Consider the following 14,693-nt stretch of genomic DNA (forward strand, 5'->3'; position numbering starts at 1 on the left):
TAATTATAACGAAAAGCATTCAGAATGAAACTACTTATGCAAAATGATGATACCTTTTGGCGTGCAAAAAGCCGAGGAATTTCTCCTCGGCTACCGTAGCATAGAAGTTATTTTGCAACTACTGGTTTTGTTTCATTAATTGCTGCTGTGCAATTTCAATAGCACGTTTCACCATATTACCAGCATCTTTCGCACGAATTCCGCCCCATCCTTCTTTCTGAACAACATCATAAAATCCAAGCTCTTTTGCAAGCTCTTCTTTAAACTGATTTGACATGACTCCTCTTCGTCTACTCAATGCAGGTCCCTCCTTATTTTGCTACGGTATAATTAGTATGCAAAAAAATGTCTTTTTTATTTATGGAAATATATGTAACAGAGTGGACAATTACCCTAAAATAACCTCGTTCTGAGGATCATCATAAAACGTTAATTCTACCGTTTCTGTTAAAACATCTGCATAGCTATAGGAAACACGCTGCAATGTATCCTCTTGTTGATCTAACTGTACAACAAAAACAGAACGATACGTTTCTGCTAGTACGCCTGATTGTTCCACTGTTTTTCTTCTTCCACTATTCGCCTTTAACATAAGGCGCTTCCCAAGATGATGATCTAATTCACTTTTAATTTCATCTAAACGTTTTGACATATACTTTGCTACACCTCGCTGTAATTTAGAGTGAATACATAAATACATGATATATCTATCCCAATCATTGCCTATACATAACAAGCAATATCTTCGCAAGAACCTAATGCGTTCGAATAGATAGAAGAATTACTATATTATAAAAGTATCATTGTATAGTCTGTACGTTCTTACCTTTTTTTATCCAAGCACCTACAAATCCTTGTTTATGGTACATCTTTCACCAAACAAACTGATACTTTTCCCATAAGAAAAACAAGGTACATATATACCTTGCTTACTCTTCATAATATTGAAAAGGTAATCCTGTTCGTAAAAGTCCCCGGGTCTCAATACCACCAAGGCCTTTTTGCCCAGTAATAGTATTTCGAACAACATCCCATACATTTACGCGTTCCATAAATGAAGTAAAACTAATCTTCCCCACTACATATACTGGATCCAATGCATGAATATTAATACGCGATGGTGAACTAGCAAAATTAGCACCAGCTCGAATTAATGCTTCAAAATGGGACTGACATGCCCCTGCAAAAATAACAAGTTGATCTAAAGAAGGGTATTTTTTTCGTACTTCCCGAACAGCCTGTACAAAGTGCCGAGAATGACGATAAGCTGCTAAGTCTCCCATAACTCCTTTAGATTTTGTATATGCATCATGACCTGTAATGACCAAAATGTCTGGACGAAAATGATCGATTAAATCAACTACCTTTTCATGCATTTCTGTTTCTTTACAATGTACCCCTTGAACTGGAACACCTATCTTTGTATATAAATCTAAACATTTCCGTAAATATAATGGGTCTCCATCTATATGCAAAACCCTACCTGGCATTTGAAAATAATTGACTTCACTCGTATATCCTCCTGTAGAATTATGCTCGTGACGTTGCTTCATCAAAACATAGTCTTGTTGAAACAGGCGATATGTTCGCTCCATCGTTTCCTTCTCACGCTTTTCCCTTTTCTTATACTCTCTCTGATCAATGCTAATTAAATCTTCAAGCGGTGCATCTGCCACAAGTCTGACTTCTTCTCCAAATAATATTGCAATTTCACCTTTTATTTCTGTAATGCGAAAAAGAATGTCTCGGTTATAAGATTGTCGTTCCACTAAATCTCCAACATGTACAGCCATTATCCTACCTCCAAATTCATTAGGCCATCTCACTAACCATGTTCTGTTTTTAACGTATGAATTTAGAGTGAAAAGGGTGACAAAAAGGACAGCTCGAATTGAGCTGTCCTTTTATTGTTTATCCCGCTATTTGCGGGCAGTAAGATCCCCACTCCAAAATTCAGCGAAAGCAAAGAAGTTAGGTGGGGGATTAACTGCCCATAAAAGCCCGATTGGTTCAACTAATAATCAGTGGGTGATTAAAGTTTCACTTTATGAGAGACTAATGCATTACTCAGTGCTGCAAATTCTTCGATTGATAATGTTTCGCCTCTTCGCTTTGGATCAATGCCTACTTCCGTTAAAATACGATCTAATAACTCCTTATCTTTCGGGAAACCATTTAGATTATTTGATAAGTTATTCATCAACGTTTTACGACGTTGTGCAAAGCTTGCTCGTACTACTTCGAAGAAAAACTTCTCATCTTTCACTTCAACAATTGGTTTTGGACGTTTTAAAAGACGAATAACTGCGGAATCTACATTTGGTTGTGGGACAAATACGGTGCGCGGAACAGTCATAACTGTTTCTACCTCCGTATAATATTGAATTGCAATAGATAGAGAACCGTAGTCTTTCGTTCCTGGTTTAGCCGCTAAGCGATCTCCCACTTCTTTTTGCATCATAACAACAAACCCACGAACTGGTAATTGCTCTTCTAGTAATTTAAACAAAATTGGTGTTGTAACGTAGTATGGTAAATTTGCTACTACCATTACGTCTTGTCCTTTTTCGAACTGCTCTCCGAATACTTCATGTACATCTGCTTTTAAAATATCTTTATTAATTACAGTTACGTTGCTGTAAGGAGCTAATGTTTCGTCTAGAATTGGTAATAGTCGTTGATCGATTTCAAAAGCGACTACTTTCTTAGCACGTTTTGCTAACTGCTCCGTTAACGCTCCAATACCAGGGCCAATTTCAATTGCTCCGCTCTCTGGGCCGATTTCTGCATAATCCACAATACGATTTAATACGTTTGTATCAATTAAGAAATTTTGACCTAAACTCTTTTTGAATGAAAACCCGTACTTTTCAACAATGTCTTTCGTACGATTCGGTGTTGCGATATCCTTCATTTCTTTTCCTCCTGTAATACTTGTTTATATGCTTCCGCAAATGCTTCTTTTGAAACTTGAAACATTTGTAAACGTTTATGTAACTGCTTCGCATTTGTATAACCAATCTTTAATAGTTTACCCATTTTTTCTCTACGACTTTTTGCCTGTTCTCCGCCTACTAGTCCAGCATCTACTAAGTCACTCCAACTAATTTCGCTCGTATAGGCTTCCATTTCTTCGTGAACATTTTCTAAAGCACGGCGAATGGATTCATTGGAAGCATGTTCAATTCCGACTCCTTTTTTTCTCTTGGCAAGTGCCTCTTCTTTCGGTAAGAAAGCATGCTTACAACCCGGAACCATTTCAGAAATAATTTTCCGAATACGCTCTCCCGGGTAATCAGGATCCGTCAAAATAATAACGCCTCGTTTTTGCTGTGCCAATTTTACTTGCTCAATGACATGTTCACCGATTGCTGAACCGTTCGTTTCAATTGTATCTGCATCAACAGCACGCTTAATTGCAACTGTATCATCTTTACCTTCTACAACGATAATCTCTTTAATTTTCATGACTGCCTCCACACTGATTTCGTCTCTACTTAGTAAAACAAAAAAACGAATACTTTTCCATTATTATTTTCCCACTGATACAATTTAAAAAGCAGAGGAGAAAAAATCCTCTGCCTACTCTTCTTATTGTAACACTTTAACCTCACTTGTTTTCTTCCCTACAAATATATCCGTTAGTTAGCTAGCTTGTATTGCCTTCCGGGTATTGTTAGTGTCTCTTCATTGAGAGGTAACAATAGAGGCAGGGTAAAAGAAAAAGAATGGAATTCACCATTCTTTCTTATTCAACACCAAATAAAGCTTTTGCATTTTCTGTAGTTACCTTTGCGACCTCTTCGTATGAAATACCTTTTAAGTTAGCAATTTCTTCTGCCACAAGTTTCACATAACTTGGCTCATTTCGTTTACCACGAAATGGATGTGGCGTTAAGTATGGACAATCCGTTTCTATTAGCAGCTTTTCCATTGGAATTTCCATTGCAACTTCTTTCGGTTTCTTTGCATTTTTGAAAGTTACTGGCCCACCCAATGAAATTAAAAAATTCATATCAATACATTGTTTTGCCACCTCTACACTGCCACTAAAGCAATGCATAATGCCGCCTACTTCAGCTGCATTTTCTTCTTCTAGAATATCTACAATATCTTGCGTTGCATCACGGTTATGTATAATAATAGGCAATTTCACTTTCTTTGCTAACTGAATTTGTTTACGAAATACTTCTTTCTGTATTTCCTTCGGAGACTTGTCCCAATGATAGTCTAACCCCATTTCACCAAGAGCAACTACTTTTGGGTGTGCAGCTAACTCTTCTAACCAAACTAAATGCCCTTCCGTCATATCAATGGCATCAACGGGATGCCAACCAACCGCTGCATAAATAAAGTCATACGTTTCTGCGAGCTCAATTGCCTTTTTTATTGTTACCTCATCAAAACCAACAACAACTGTATACGAAACCCTAGCTTCTTTCATTCTTGCAATAACTTCCTGTAAATCTTCTTCAAATTGCTCTGCATTTAAATGTGAATGTGTATCAAACAACATAACAAATAACTCCTTTTATTTGAAATAAATTCTATCATAGTAAAAAATCTCTTCCCTAAAAACGTAATAACAATAGTACAATCTTAATACAAAAAAGGAATTTTTAAAAAGATTCCTGACAAGAAAAAAAGATGCTCCACGAATGTTACACGTGAAACATCTCTTATTTTGTCAAGATTACTTGATTTTTGTACCATTTGGTAAATTTTGGTCAATTGTTGCTAAAGACAATACTCCGTTTTCTTCGCCTGCTAAAATCATACCTTGTGATAATTCACCACGTAATTTCACTGGTTTTAAATTCGTTACACAAATAACTTTTTTCCCTTTTAATTCTTCTGGTGTGTAAAATTTAGCAATTCCAGAAACAACTTGTCGCTTTTCTGTGCCTAAATCAAGTTGAATCTTTAACAGTTTGTCTGCTTTTTTTACAGGCTCTGCTTCTATTACTTCCGCCACACGCAATTCAACTTTAAAGAAATCATCAATTGTAATTTCTTCTGCCTTCGGTTCCTCTTCCTTTTTCTCCTCTACTTTAGGAGCAGAACCTTTCATTTGTTCTTTGATATATTCAACTTCTACTTCTACCTCTAAGCGTGGGAAAATTGGTTGTCCTTTGACTACCTTCGTGCTAGCTGGAATACAACCAATCGTAGAAAGGCTATCCCAAGATTGATAAGCTTCATCAGTAAGGCCAAGTTGTGTAAAGATTTTACTTGGTGTTGCTGTCAAGAATGGCATAAGCATAATACCCATTTGGCGAAGCATTTCTGCAAGGTGTGCCATTACGGACGCAAGTTTATCACGATCATTCTCATCTTTCGCTAATACCCAAGGTTGTGTTTCATCAATATATTTATTAGTACGGCTAACCAGTTGCCAAATAGAACTCAATGCTACTGAAAACTCCATGTTTTCCATTGCTTCTTCTACTTTTTTTAATGTATCCTGTGCAAACGTTACTACTGTTTCATCAAACTCAGTTACATTTTCTTTAAAAGCAGGAATTTCTCCATTAAAGTACTTATCAATCATCGCTACTGTACGATTTAATAAGTTTCCTAAGTCATTTGCAAGGTCAAAATTAATTCGCTCAATAAAACCTTCTGGCGTAAATACACCGTCTGATCCAAATGGAACCTCACGAAGTAAATAGTAACGCAGTGCATCCAATCCATAACGATCAATTAACGTAACTGGATCAACTACATTACCTTTTGATTTACTCATTTTTCCGTCTTTCATTAAGATCCAACCATGAGCAAATACCTTTTTCGGCAGTGGTAAATCTAGCGCCATTAAAATAATCGGCCAATAAATTGTATGGAAACGAACAATTTCTTTTCCTACTAAGTGAACATCTGCTGGCCAATACTTTTTATATTTCTCTTCATTATCTGTTCCATATCCTAGTGCTGTAATGTAATTAGATAATGCATCTACCCATACGTAAATAACGTGTTTTGGGTTACCTGGCACACGAATTCCCCAGTCAAAAGAAGTACGAGAAACTGCTAAATCTTCTAGACCTGGTTTAATGAAGTTATTAATCATTTCATTTTTACGAGATTCAGGTTGAATGAAGTGTGGATTTTCTTCATAAAATTGTAGTAGTCGATCTACATATTTACCCATTCTAAAGAAGTAAGATTCTTCGCGAACCAGTTCTACAGCATGGCCACTATCTGGACTTTTTCCTCCGACTACTTTATCGCCTTCCATAATCGGATCAACAAGTTGATGTTCTGTGTAGAATGTTTCATCCTGTACAGAATACCATCCTTCATATTCATCAAGATAAATATCACCTTGATCAACAAGTTGTTTAAAAATCTTTTCAACAACTTCTTTATGACGATCTTCGGTTGTCCGAATAAAGTCATCGTAAGAAATGTCCATTTTCCCCCACAATTCTTTAATTCCTGCTACAATGTTATCAACATATGCTTGTGGTGTAACTTGTAGTTCTTCTGCTTTCTTTTGAATCTTTTGTCCATGCTCATCAGTACCTGTTAAATAATGAACATCATATCCTTGCATGCGCTTGTAGCGTGCCATCGCATCTCCTGCTACCGTTGTATAAGCATGTCCAATATGAAGCTTTCCGCTTGGATAATAAATTGGAGTAGTGATATAAAAGGTCTTATTTTCCTCTGTCATTGTTTTGAACCTCCCAAATGACCTCATATGTATTTATAAACAGTATATCAAAAACTGACGCATAAAAACGAATTAATGCTCGATTATCTTTATCATCTATTACTCATATTCAAAAAAAATATACAGTAATTTATCTGAAATATTGATAAAATTTAAAAATATAGTAAAACACTTGTGTAATTCTTTCATTTTCTATTATATATAAGAAGTATAAAAATCTACAATTCTTTCATAAAATATAAAATTTATGAATTGACGGAAATGTAAATGATTGGTATCATATGTTCATAGGGTATTTTGTCGAAAAATGACGAATTAAAATATAGACTCGCAAACTTACAAAATATGAGGAGGATAACGAATATGAAATCTACTGGTATCGTTCGTAAAGTTGATGAATTAGGCCGTGTTGTAATTCCGATTGAATTACGTCGTACATTAGGTATTGCTGAAAAGGATGCTCTTGAAATTTACGTTGATGACGAAAAAATCATCCTAAAAAAATATAAGCCTAACATGACTTGCCAAGTAACTGGTGAAGTGTCTGATGGTAACCTTTCTTTAGCTGAAGGTAAAATTATCTTAAGCAAAGAAGGCGCTGAACAGATCTTAAACGAACTTCATCAATATATTCAAGCAGCAAAATAAGCTTCTCAATTATGAGAAGCTTATTTTTTATCAACATGATAGATTTGATAGACGTCTCGTTTCGACAAATCTCGATCTTTGGCCGCCTTTTTAATTGCATCCTTTGAAGACATTCCTTGCTCGTTTATGTAATGTTCGATATGATCGTATACTGATATAGCTTCCCACCACTGTTCCTCTGGAGCAGCTTCCTCTTTTGACCCGGATACTAATATACAAAATTCACCACGAACCTCATTTTGCTTTGTCCATTCAATCGCTTCTTCTACCGAACCACGAATAAATTCTTCAAATTTTTTCGTTAGTTCTCGGCACAATACAATTTCTCTATTTCCAAGTACTTCTTTCATAGAAATTAATGTATCATCTAACCGATGCGGCGCTTCATAGAACATCATCGTAGTTGGAACATAACGAAGCTTTTCTAATTCCGCCTTACGTTCTTTTTTATTTCTGTGCAAAAATCCGTAAAAATAAAAATGTCTCGTTTCTAACCCTGATGCAATTAACGCTGTAAGGGCTGCATTTGCCCCTGGAAGTGGAATAACATGATATTGTTTCTCTACAGCTTCTACAACAATGTCGTAGCCTGGATCAGAAATACAAGGCATACCTGCATCACTTACAAGAGCTACTGTTTTTCCATCTTCTAGCTTATCTAAAATTTTCTGTCCACTTACTCCCTTATTATGCTCATGATAACTCATAACTGGTGTTTCAATTTCAAAATAGTTACAAAGCTTTTTCGTCTGCCGCGTATCTTCAGCAGCAATGATATCAGCCTCTTTCAATATCCGAATCGAACGAAACGTCATATCTTCTAAATTACCAATCGGCGTTGGAACTAAATATAAGGCTCCCTTTTCATTTGCTTGAAAACTTTTTTGCTGCCACATAGCGTTCTCCTTTTTGCATATATTCTTCTTTTTCTTTTCGCTTTAACTGTTTAAAATGATATTCGGCTTGCATCGCTGTAGTTTTATCTTCATGAACCTCTACATATTTCAAAACAACAGGAAGCCTAGCACGAGTATAACGCGCTCCCTTCCCACTATTATGAGTTTGAATTCGTTTCTCTAAATTATTTGTATACCCTGCATAATAACTCCTATCTGAACATTCTACTACATAAAAATAATGTTTATTTTTCTCCATATAAGATTGAACGAAGCTCCTTTGTATACTCATTATTTTCCTCATATACAAAAAGCGGTGGCAAAATTTTTAAATCTGCATTTCCATCTTTAATTCCTTCTATTAGTAGCGTATTTGCTTCTTTACCCGCCTTTGGATATACAAACTGCACACGTTTTGGTTCAATCTTATACTTTCTCATTAGTGTTACAATATCAAGTAATCGACCTGGACGATGAACAAATGCTACCTTACCACCTTGCTTTACAAGCTGACTACTAGCATATACGACATCCTCTAATGTACACATAATTTCATGACGAGCTATAGCTAAATGCTCGTTAATGTTTTTCTCAGATGCCTTTGGCGTTTGAAAATACGGCGGATTACATGTTACAACATCGTATTGATGACGCCCAAGCTGCTCTGGCATATCCTTTAAGTCTCCATGAATTAACTGGATTCTTTCTTCTAACTTGTTATACTGGATGCTTCTTACTCCCATATCATACAAGCGTTCTTGAATTTCTACCCCTGTAATATTCCCTTTCGTTCTCGTGCTTAACAAAAGCGGAATAACAGCATTTCCTGTACATAAATCAAGCAAATTTCCCTTTTGAATCGGGATCCATGCAAAATTCGCAAGTAACACTGCGTCTAAAGAAAAATTAAACACAGATGGACTTTGAATAATTTTCATTTCTTCCGCTAGTAAATAATCTAAACGTTCATCTTCATATAAGTGCATATACGATTTCCTTTCTTATACTTAACCTACCCTATTTGAACGTAAAACTAAGACCTATTTCATCTTATCTTTACTCTCATGTATAAAAAATTACCTTTCCAATATATTGGAAAGGTAATTTCATTTTTTATTTAAAAATGACAGACAGAATAAACAATCCCCTTCTTTACGTACACTTCCATAATGTAAATTACAGATATGGAAACCTTCTTGATATAGGCGTGCTAAGTTATCATAGCCTTCACCAATATCCGTTTTAGGCTTCATTTCTTTTCGTTTTTGAGTTTTTTGTTTTTCCTTATTCTGTATTTCTTCAAAACGACGTCGCAAATTTTCATTTTCCATTTTAATATGTTGGTTTTCTTCAAGTAACTCTGCAAGATGTTGCTTTAATTCTCCCAACTGCTTATATAAATGTCCAATTTGCTCTTCCATACTGGAAACCGCTGCAAAAATATCCTTTTTCTCCACAAGCACCCACCTCATTAATCTGTGGTTTGACTCGAAACGACCCCTTCATTAATTAATTCATCTAACGTATATTCTACTATCCGTTCCTTGTCTACTAGTTCCACTTGAATTAATCTTTCTAAAATATTTAATCCGATAACGCGTCCAAGACCATGCGGTGTTTGTATACGTTGATCTAAATCAGGAAGTTGCTCTTTTGCCGCTTCATACTCATCATTCTCATATTTTAAGCAACACATTAATCGGCCACATAAGCCAGAAATTTTCGCAGGATTTAATGATAAATTTTGATCCTTTGCCATTTTAATGGATACAGGTTCAAAATCACCTAAAAATGTAGAACAACAAAGCATACGGCCGCACGGACCAATACCACCAAGCATTTTTGCTTCATCGCGAACACCAATTTGTCTTAGCTCAATTCTTGTCCGAAAAATTGCAGCTAAGTCTTTTACAAGTTCACGAAAGTCAATACGACCATCCGCTGTAAAATAGAAAATAATCTTATTACGATCAAACGTATATTCTACGTCTACAAGCTTCATATCAAGTTTATGTTCCCCTACCTTTTGTTGACAAACTTGATATGCTTCTTTTGCAGCATGTTTGTTCTCTTCAACAATTGTCCGATCATTTTCATTTGCAATGCGAATGACTTTCTTTAGCGGTAGTACCACATCGTTTTCATCAACTTGCTTTTTTGTAATAACTACTTTCCCATATTCAATACCTCGTACAGTTTCCACGATCACAAATTCATTTTCCGAGATATCGAATTGATTCGGGTCAAAGTAATACACTTTTCCGGCCTTCTTAAAGCGAACACCTACTACATCATACAAAACGGTCATCCCTCCTGCAACCGCAACACTAACTGTTCGAACACAAGCTGCGCATTTACATTAGCGTTGATTCTATTTTTTGCTTCTAATATATTAAAAAGAGCTGATACAATGCGCCTCTGAGCGTAAGAGAAAGAATGAAACATCTCCTTTTGATCTTGAAAGACAAGACGATCTTCCTCTCCTAATTGAACATATAATAAATCCCTATAAATAAGGAGTAAAATATCTAAACCTTGTTGTAATTGTTCCTTCTCTCCAAAGTGTTTCCCCCATTTTTCTTGTACAAAAAAAAGAGAGGTTGTATCTTTTTCGAGCGCTTCACATAATTTTATCACTAAAGCTCGTGCTTGTGCAAACCATTCATCATTACACAGTAATAATGCTTCCTCAAAACTATTCGTAAGCTGTGCAGCAAGGGTAGATAAAGAAACTGCAATTCCATCTCCCTGCAGTCTCTCAATTAAAGATTCTGTAGACAAAGGTCTAAATGTCACAACTTGACAACGAGATAAAATAGTATTTAAAATTTGATGACTTTGTTCAGTAAGTAAAATAGCTGTTGTATCGCTGCTTGGTTCTTCTAAAAATTTTAATAAGGTATTAGCAGCATTTGCTGTCATTCGATCTGCATGCTCAATAATGTATACCTTTTTATTTGCCTCTAAACCCGTTTTTGAAAACTCTTCCTGTAAATCGTGAATTTGTTGTTTTTTAATAGATAACCCATCTGGTCTTACAATATGTAAATTAGGATGGTTACCCGAATCAATCCGGCGGCAATTCGTACATGTATGACACGGCTCTACACCGTTTCTTTGTTTACAAAGAAAACTTTTTGCCATTTGAATGGCCGTTTCATATTTTCCAGTTCCTTTTGCACCTTCTAACAAATAAGCGTGGGATATACGCCCTTTTGCAATACTATTCATCAACATCTTTACACCAATGGGCTGTATAGCAGAAAGCTGCTCCCACGTTCTCGTCATAATGCATACCTCACTTGTTTTATACTTTCCTTCTATTATAACAATTTATCTTCTACAAGCTGAATAACTTCTTCCAAAATCTTTTCCATCGGTTGATCTGCATTCACAATAACTATGCGATCTGAGAAGCGATCTACCACCTGTAAATATCCCTCACGTACACGTTTGTGGAATTCAATACTTTCCATATCTAAACGATTCACTTCACGATTAGCATCCTTTTCAATGCGTGCCAAGCCTACTTCAGGTTCAATATCTAAATAGATTGTCAAACTAGGCATACAGTCTTCTGTTGCAAACCGATTAATTTCAAATACTTTATCAATCCCTAGACCTCTTGCATAACCTTGATAAGCAAGAGAACTGTCAATAAAACGATCACATAATACAAGGTAGTTTTTCTCCAAAGCTGGCATAACTTTTTCTACTAAGTGCTGTCTGCGTGCTGCAGCATATAATAATGCCTCCGTACGTGCTTCCATCATCGTGTGCTCTTGTTTATGTAAGATTTCTCGAATTTCTTCTGAAATCGCAATACCACCTGGTTCTCGCGTTGCTATAACTTTTTGTTCTTTCTTTTCAAAGTGCGGTAATAACTTTGTAATTAATGTCGATTTACCTGAACCCTCTGGTCCTTCAATTGTTACAAATAATCCCTTCATCCTAAAACCTACTTTCTATATCATACACATTCATATATTTTACATTTCCTTGAAAACGAGCACCCGTTTCTTCTAAATAAGAAATTTGTTTGATGTGTTCCGTAGTAATTTTTTCTCCATACATAAGCAATGGAATACCCGGTGGATACGGGATAACCATATCCGCTGCAATCATCCCGGCGGCTTCTTGTAAAGGTACAACTTTTTTCTTATACTTTTCTAATTGCTTATAAGTAAATGGTAAAGAAGAAAATCCCCCTTTGTAAGTATACCGAATCGATGATATCTTGTCTGTTACCGTATAGTTACGTAATGCCGACCGTATTACCTCTATCGCTTTCATATACTGCTCATTTACTTGCAATGGTAAAATAAATAGAACATTATATGGATCTGCCATTTCTGCGTATATACCTATCTTTTCAAATATAGATTGTAATTCATATCCAGACAGCTCACAGCGTGTTTGTACCGTAACCTTTAACTCATCCTGCAAAGGATACTGCAAAACAGCGATTTGTGGAATATCCTGCAATCCCTCCCTAAATTGCCTCACAAACTCCACAATTTTATGACAGCCCTTCTCCTTCATATTTGCTAATGTAAAGCGAGCCACATCTAATGAAGCCATAATCGGATAAGATGGACTGCTAGATTGTAACATACTTAAATAAGAAGAAACTTTTTCTTCATGAACTAAATTACTATTGATATGTAAATAAGAACCCATAGTCATGGCGGGTAATGTTTTATGCGCCGAGTGTACAACTATATCAGCACCGTATTCTAATGCTGAATTAGGGAACGGCTCTCCTATACAAAAATGAGCTCCATGTGCCTCATCTACTAAAACAGGAATTTTATTTGCGTGTGCACACATAATACTTTCCTTTAAATCAACTCCCATACCATAATAATTGGGATGTGTTAAAATCAATGCCTTTGCTTCTGGGTATCGTTCAATAGCTCCCTTAATGACTTCATGCTGAACTCCAACTGGGACGCCATACAATTCATCAATCCAAGGCTCTAAAAATACTGGATTCACTCCAGCTAACTTTAAGCCATTAATAATGGACTTGTGGCAATTTCTTTGTACAAGAACAATATCATGCTCCTCACAGCATGATAAAATCATTGCCAAATTTCCAACTGTAGAACCATTAATTAAAAAATAACTCTTTTTTACATTATATACATCAGCCAATAATTGCTGTGCTTCATCTATACATTCAAACGGACTATGCAAATCATCTAATCCTGTTAATTCCGTTACATCAATAGAAAGTACATCACTAAAACCTGCTTGTGCCTGCTCCGGAAAATTCAAACCATTTTTATGTCCCGGAACATGTAAAGATAGAGGCTTTTTATTTTTAAACTGGAGTAACGTCTCATATAATGGTATTCGATTTTGATTCATGTTTATCTCTTCCTTACTTTTCATTCTCTATCTATTATACAGAGATATTATGGCAAAAAAAATAATAGGCATGTACGCCTATTTATGAATATGATATTTGGATTTTTCGCAGTTGTTCTAAATAGTATATATATTTAGGGTCATTCGTTTCAGTTTCTACCATGTCCCGTTCACAAGCATCACATATAAAACTTGTGTGTACATGTATACCATCATCTTTCCTATTCCCACATACAATGCAAACCTCATGTTTTATTTTCATATCTTTATCCTAATCATTTTTCTCTAAATGAAAACGATGTAGGATATTCCTCCCCTCTATTTTGAATTAAAATATACTTACTTCTATTCCTTGACACTTTTCTGGAAAATATACATCGTTTCGTTATATATGTATGATATGAATCCTATTTGGGCAATGTGTTTGTCACCCACATGATGAAATTAAACTTTCTTCCACAGTACTTTTATTATCTTTTCACCTGAAAATATAAAAAAGCACGAGTCAATTGACTCGTGCTTTATTTGCTTGGCGACGTCCTACTCTCACAGGGACAAGGTCCCAACTACCATCGGCGCTAGAGAGCTTAACTTCCGTGTTCGGTATGGGAACGGGTGTGACCTCTCTGCCATCATCACCAAACTATTGAAGGCATATTCCTTCAAAACTAGATAACATTTGCTTCATATTATATGGTTAAGTCCTCGATCTATTAGTATTCGTCAGCTCCACATGTCACCATGCTTCCACCTCGAACCTATCAACCTGATCATCTTTCAGGGATCTTACTAGCTTACGCTATGGGAAATCTCATCTTGAGGGGGGCTTCATGCTTAGATGCTTTCAGCACTTATCCCTTCCGCACATAGCTACCCAGCTATGCCCTTGGCAGAACAACTGGTACACCAGCGGTGCGTCCATCCCGGTCCTCTCGTACTAAGGACAGCTCCTCTCAAATTTCCTACGCCCACGACGGATAGGGACCGAACTGTCTCACGACGTTCTGAACCCAGCTCGCGTACCGCTTTAATGGGCGAACAGCCCAACCCTTGGGACCGACTACAGCCCCAGGATGCGATGAGCCGACATCGAGGTGCCA

Annotated in this window: 17 protein-coding genes and 2 rRNA genes (1 of these 19 only partly in view); 1 reads left to right on the plus strand and 18 read right to left on the minus strand. The window is 36.2% G+C overall.

Annotated elements, in window-relative coordinates; genetic code table 11:
* Positions 1 to 118: 118 nt before the first annotated feature.
* The 7 genes from sspF to metG form a co-directional block, all read right to left on the minus strand.
* Positions 119 to 298 carry an acid-soluble spore protein SspF gene (gene sspF / locus MHH45_RS16225; RefSeq protein WP_016116903.1) on the minus strand — a complete coding sequence of 60 codons (180 nt, stop codon included), beginning with the start codon at positions 296 to 298 and terminating at the stop codon, positions 119 to 121.
* Positions 299 to 388: 90 nt separating this feature from the next.
* The gene (gene veg, locus MHH45_RS16230) at positions 389 to 652 is read right to left on the minus strand and encodes a biofilm formation stimulator Veg (protein WP_018767332.1); all 264 of its coding nucleotides are present in this window, start codon (positions 650 to 652) and stop codon (positions 389 to 391) included.
* Between the two features lie 277 nt (positions 653 to 929).
* The gene (gene yabG, locus MHH45_RS16235) at positions 930 to 1,793 is read right to left on the minus strand and encodes a sporulation peptidase YabG (protein ID WP_003205440.1); all 864 of its coding nucleotides are present in this window, start codon (positions 1,791 to 1,793) and stop codon (positions 930 to 932) included.
* A gap of 239 nt (positions 1,794 to 2,032) precedes the next feature.
* Positions 2,033 to 2,914 carry a 16S rRNA (adenine(1518)-N(6)/adenine(1519)-N(6))-dimethyltransferase RsmA gene (gene rsmA / locus MHH45_RS16240; RefSeq protein WP_016116901.1) on the minus strand — a complete coding sequence of 294 codons (882 nt, stop codon included), beginning with the start codon at positions 2,912 to 2,914 and terminating at the stop codon, positions 2,033 to 2,035.
* A complete protein-coding gene (gene rnmV, locus MHH45_RS16245; protein ID WP_016116900.1) occupies positions 2,911 to 3,468 on the minus strand; it encodes a ribonuclease M5 in 558 nt (185 codons plus the stop codon). The genes rsmA and rnmV overlap by 4 nt, the downstream gene beginning before the upstream one ends.
* Positions 3,469 to 3,748: 280 nt before the next feature.
* The gene (locus MHH45_RS16250) at positions 3,749 to 4,516 is read right to left on the minus strand and encodes a TatD family hydrolase (RefSeq protein ID WP_016116899.1); all 768 of its coding nucleotides are present in this window, start codon (positions 4,514 to 4,516) and stop codon (positions 3,749 to 3,751) included.
* A gap of 177 nt (positions 4,517 to 4,693) precedes the next feature.
* Positions 4,694 to 6,676 carry a methionine--tRNA ligase gene (gene metG / locus MHH45_RS16255; RefSeq protein WP_016116898.1) on the minus strand — a complete coding sequence of 661 codons (1,983 nt, stop codon included), beginning with the start codon at positions 6,674 to 6,676 and terminating at the stop codon, positions 4,694 to 4,696.
* A 363-nt stretch (positions 6,677 to 7,039) separates the two neighbouring features.
* Between metG and MHH45_RS16260 the strand changes: the two genes are divergently transcribed.
* Positions 7,040 to 7,324: an AbrB/MazE/SpoVT family DNA-binding domain-containing protein gene (locus tag MHH45_RS16260; protein ID WP_016116897.1), complete on the plus strand. Its 285-nt coding sequence runs from the start codon at positions 7,040 to 7,042 to the stop codon at positions 7,322 to 7,324.
* Between the two features lie 20 nt (positions 7,325 to 7,344).
* Here the strand turns inward: MHH45_RS16260 and rsmI are convergent, their stop codons facing one another.
* The 11 genes from rsmI to MHH45_RS16315 form a co-directional block, all read right to left on the minus strand.
* A complete protein-coding gene (gene rsmI / locus MHH45_RS16265; RefSeq protein ID WP_016116896.1) occupies positions 7,345 to 8,220 on the minus strand; it encodes a 16S rRNA (cytidine(1402)-2'-O)-methyltransferase in 876 nt (291 codons plus the stop codon).
* Positions 8,189 to 8,479 carry a GIY-YIG nuclease family protein gene (locus MHH45_RS16270; RefSeq protein ID WP_018783059.1) on the minus strand — a complete coding sequence of 97 codons (291 nt, stop codon included), beginning with the start codon at positions 8,477 to 8,479 and terminating at the stop codon, positions 8,189 to 8,191. The genes rsmI and MHH45_RS16270 overlap by 32 nt, the downstream gene beginning before the upstream one ends.
* Positions 8,466 to 9,206, minus strand: a complete 741-nt coding sequence (locus MHH45_RS16275; protein WP_016116894.1) for a tRNA1(Val) (adenine(37)-N6)-methyltransferase — start codon at positions 9,204 to 9,206, stop codon at positions 8,466 to 8,468. The genes MHH45_RS16270 and MHH45_RS16275 overlap by 14 nt, the downstream gene beginning before the upstream one ends.
* 120 nt (positions 9,207 to 9,326) lie before the next feature.
* Positions 9,327 to 9,677, minus strand: coding sequence for a DNA replication initiation control protein YabA (gene yabA, locus MHH45_RS16280; RefSeq protein WP_016116893.1), 351 nt, complete (start codon positions 9,675 to 9,677; stop codon positions 9,327 to 9,329).
* A 14-nt stretch (positions 9,678 to 9,691) separates the two neighbouring features.
* Positions 9,692 to 10,519, minus strand: coding sequence for a PSP1 domain-containing protein (locus tag MHH45_RS16285; protein ID WP_003194202.1), 828 nt, complete (start codon positions 10,517 to 10,519; stop codon positions 9,692 to 9,694).
* Between the two features lie 5 nt (positions 10,520 to 10,524).
* On the minus strand, positions 10,525 to 11,508 hold the full coding sequence (holB, locus tag MHH45_RS16290) for a DNA polymerase III subunit delta' (protein WP_016116892.1): 984 nt from the start codon (positions 11,506 to 11,508) through the stop codon (positions 10,525 to 10,527).
* A gap of 35 nt (positions 11,509 to 11,543) precedes the next feature.
* Positions 11,544 to 12,170 (minus strand): dTMP kinase, encoded by a 627-nt coding sequence (tmk, locus tag MHH45_RS16295; protein WP_016116891.1) that lies wholly within the window; start codon positions 12,168 to 12,170, stop codon positions 11,544 to 11,546.
* Between the two features lies 1 nt (position 12,171).
* On the minus strand, positions 12,172 to 13,593 hold the full coding sequence (locus tag MHH45_RS16300) for an aminotransferase class I/II-fold pyridoxal phosphate-dependent enzyme (protein WP_016116890.1): 1,422 nt from the start codon (positions 13,591 to 13,593) through the stop codon (positions 12,172 to 12,174).
* 82 nt (positions 13,594 to 13,675) lie between these two features.
* Positions 13,676 to 13,855: a sigma factor G inhibitor Gin gene (locus MHH45_RS16305; RefSeq protein ID WP_016116889.1), complete on the minus strand. Its 180-nt coding sequence runs from the start codon at positions 13,853 to 13,855 to the stop codon at positions 13,676 to 13,678.
* A gap of 265 nt (positions 13,856 to 14,120) precedes the next feature.
* A 5S ribosomal RNA gene (gene rrf / locus MHH45_RS16310) occupies positions 14,121 to 14,236 on the minus strand.
* Positions 14,237 to 14,286: 50 nt separating this feature from the next.
* A 23S ribosomal RNA gene (locus tag MHH45_RS16315) occupies positions 14,287 to 14,693 on the minus strand (it continues 2,515 nt past the right edge of the window).

It is taken from the genome of Bacillus sp. FSL K6-0042 (assembly GCF_038006685.1).
GTDB lineage: Bacteria > Bacillota > Bacilli > Bacillales > Bacillaceae_G > Bacillus_A > Bacillus_A pseudomycoides.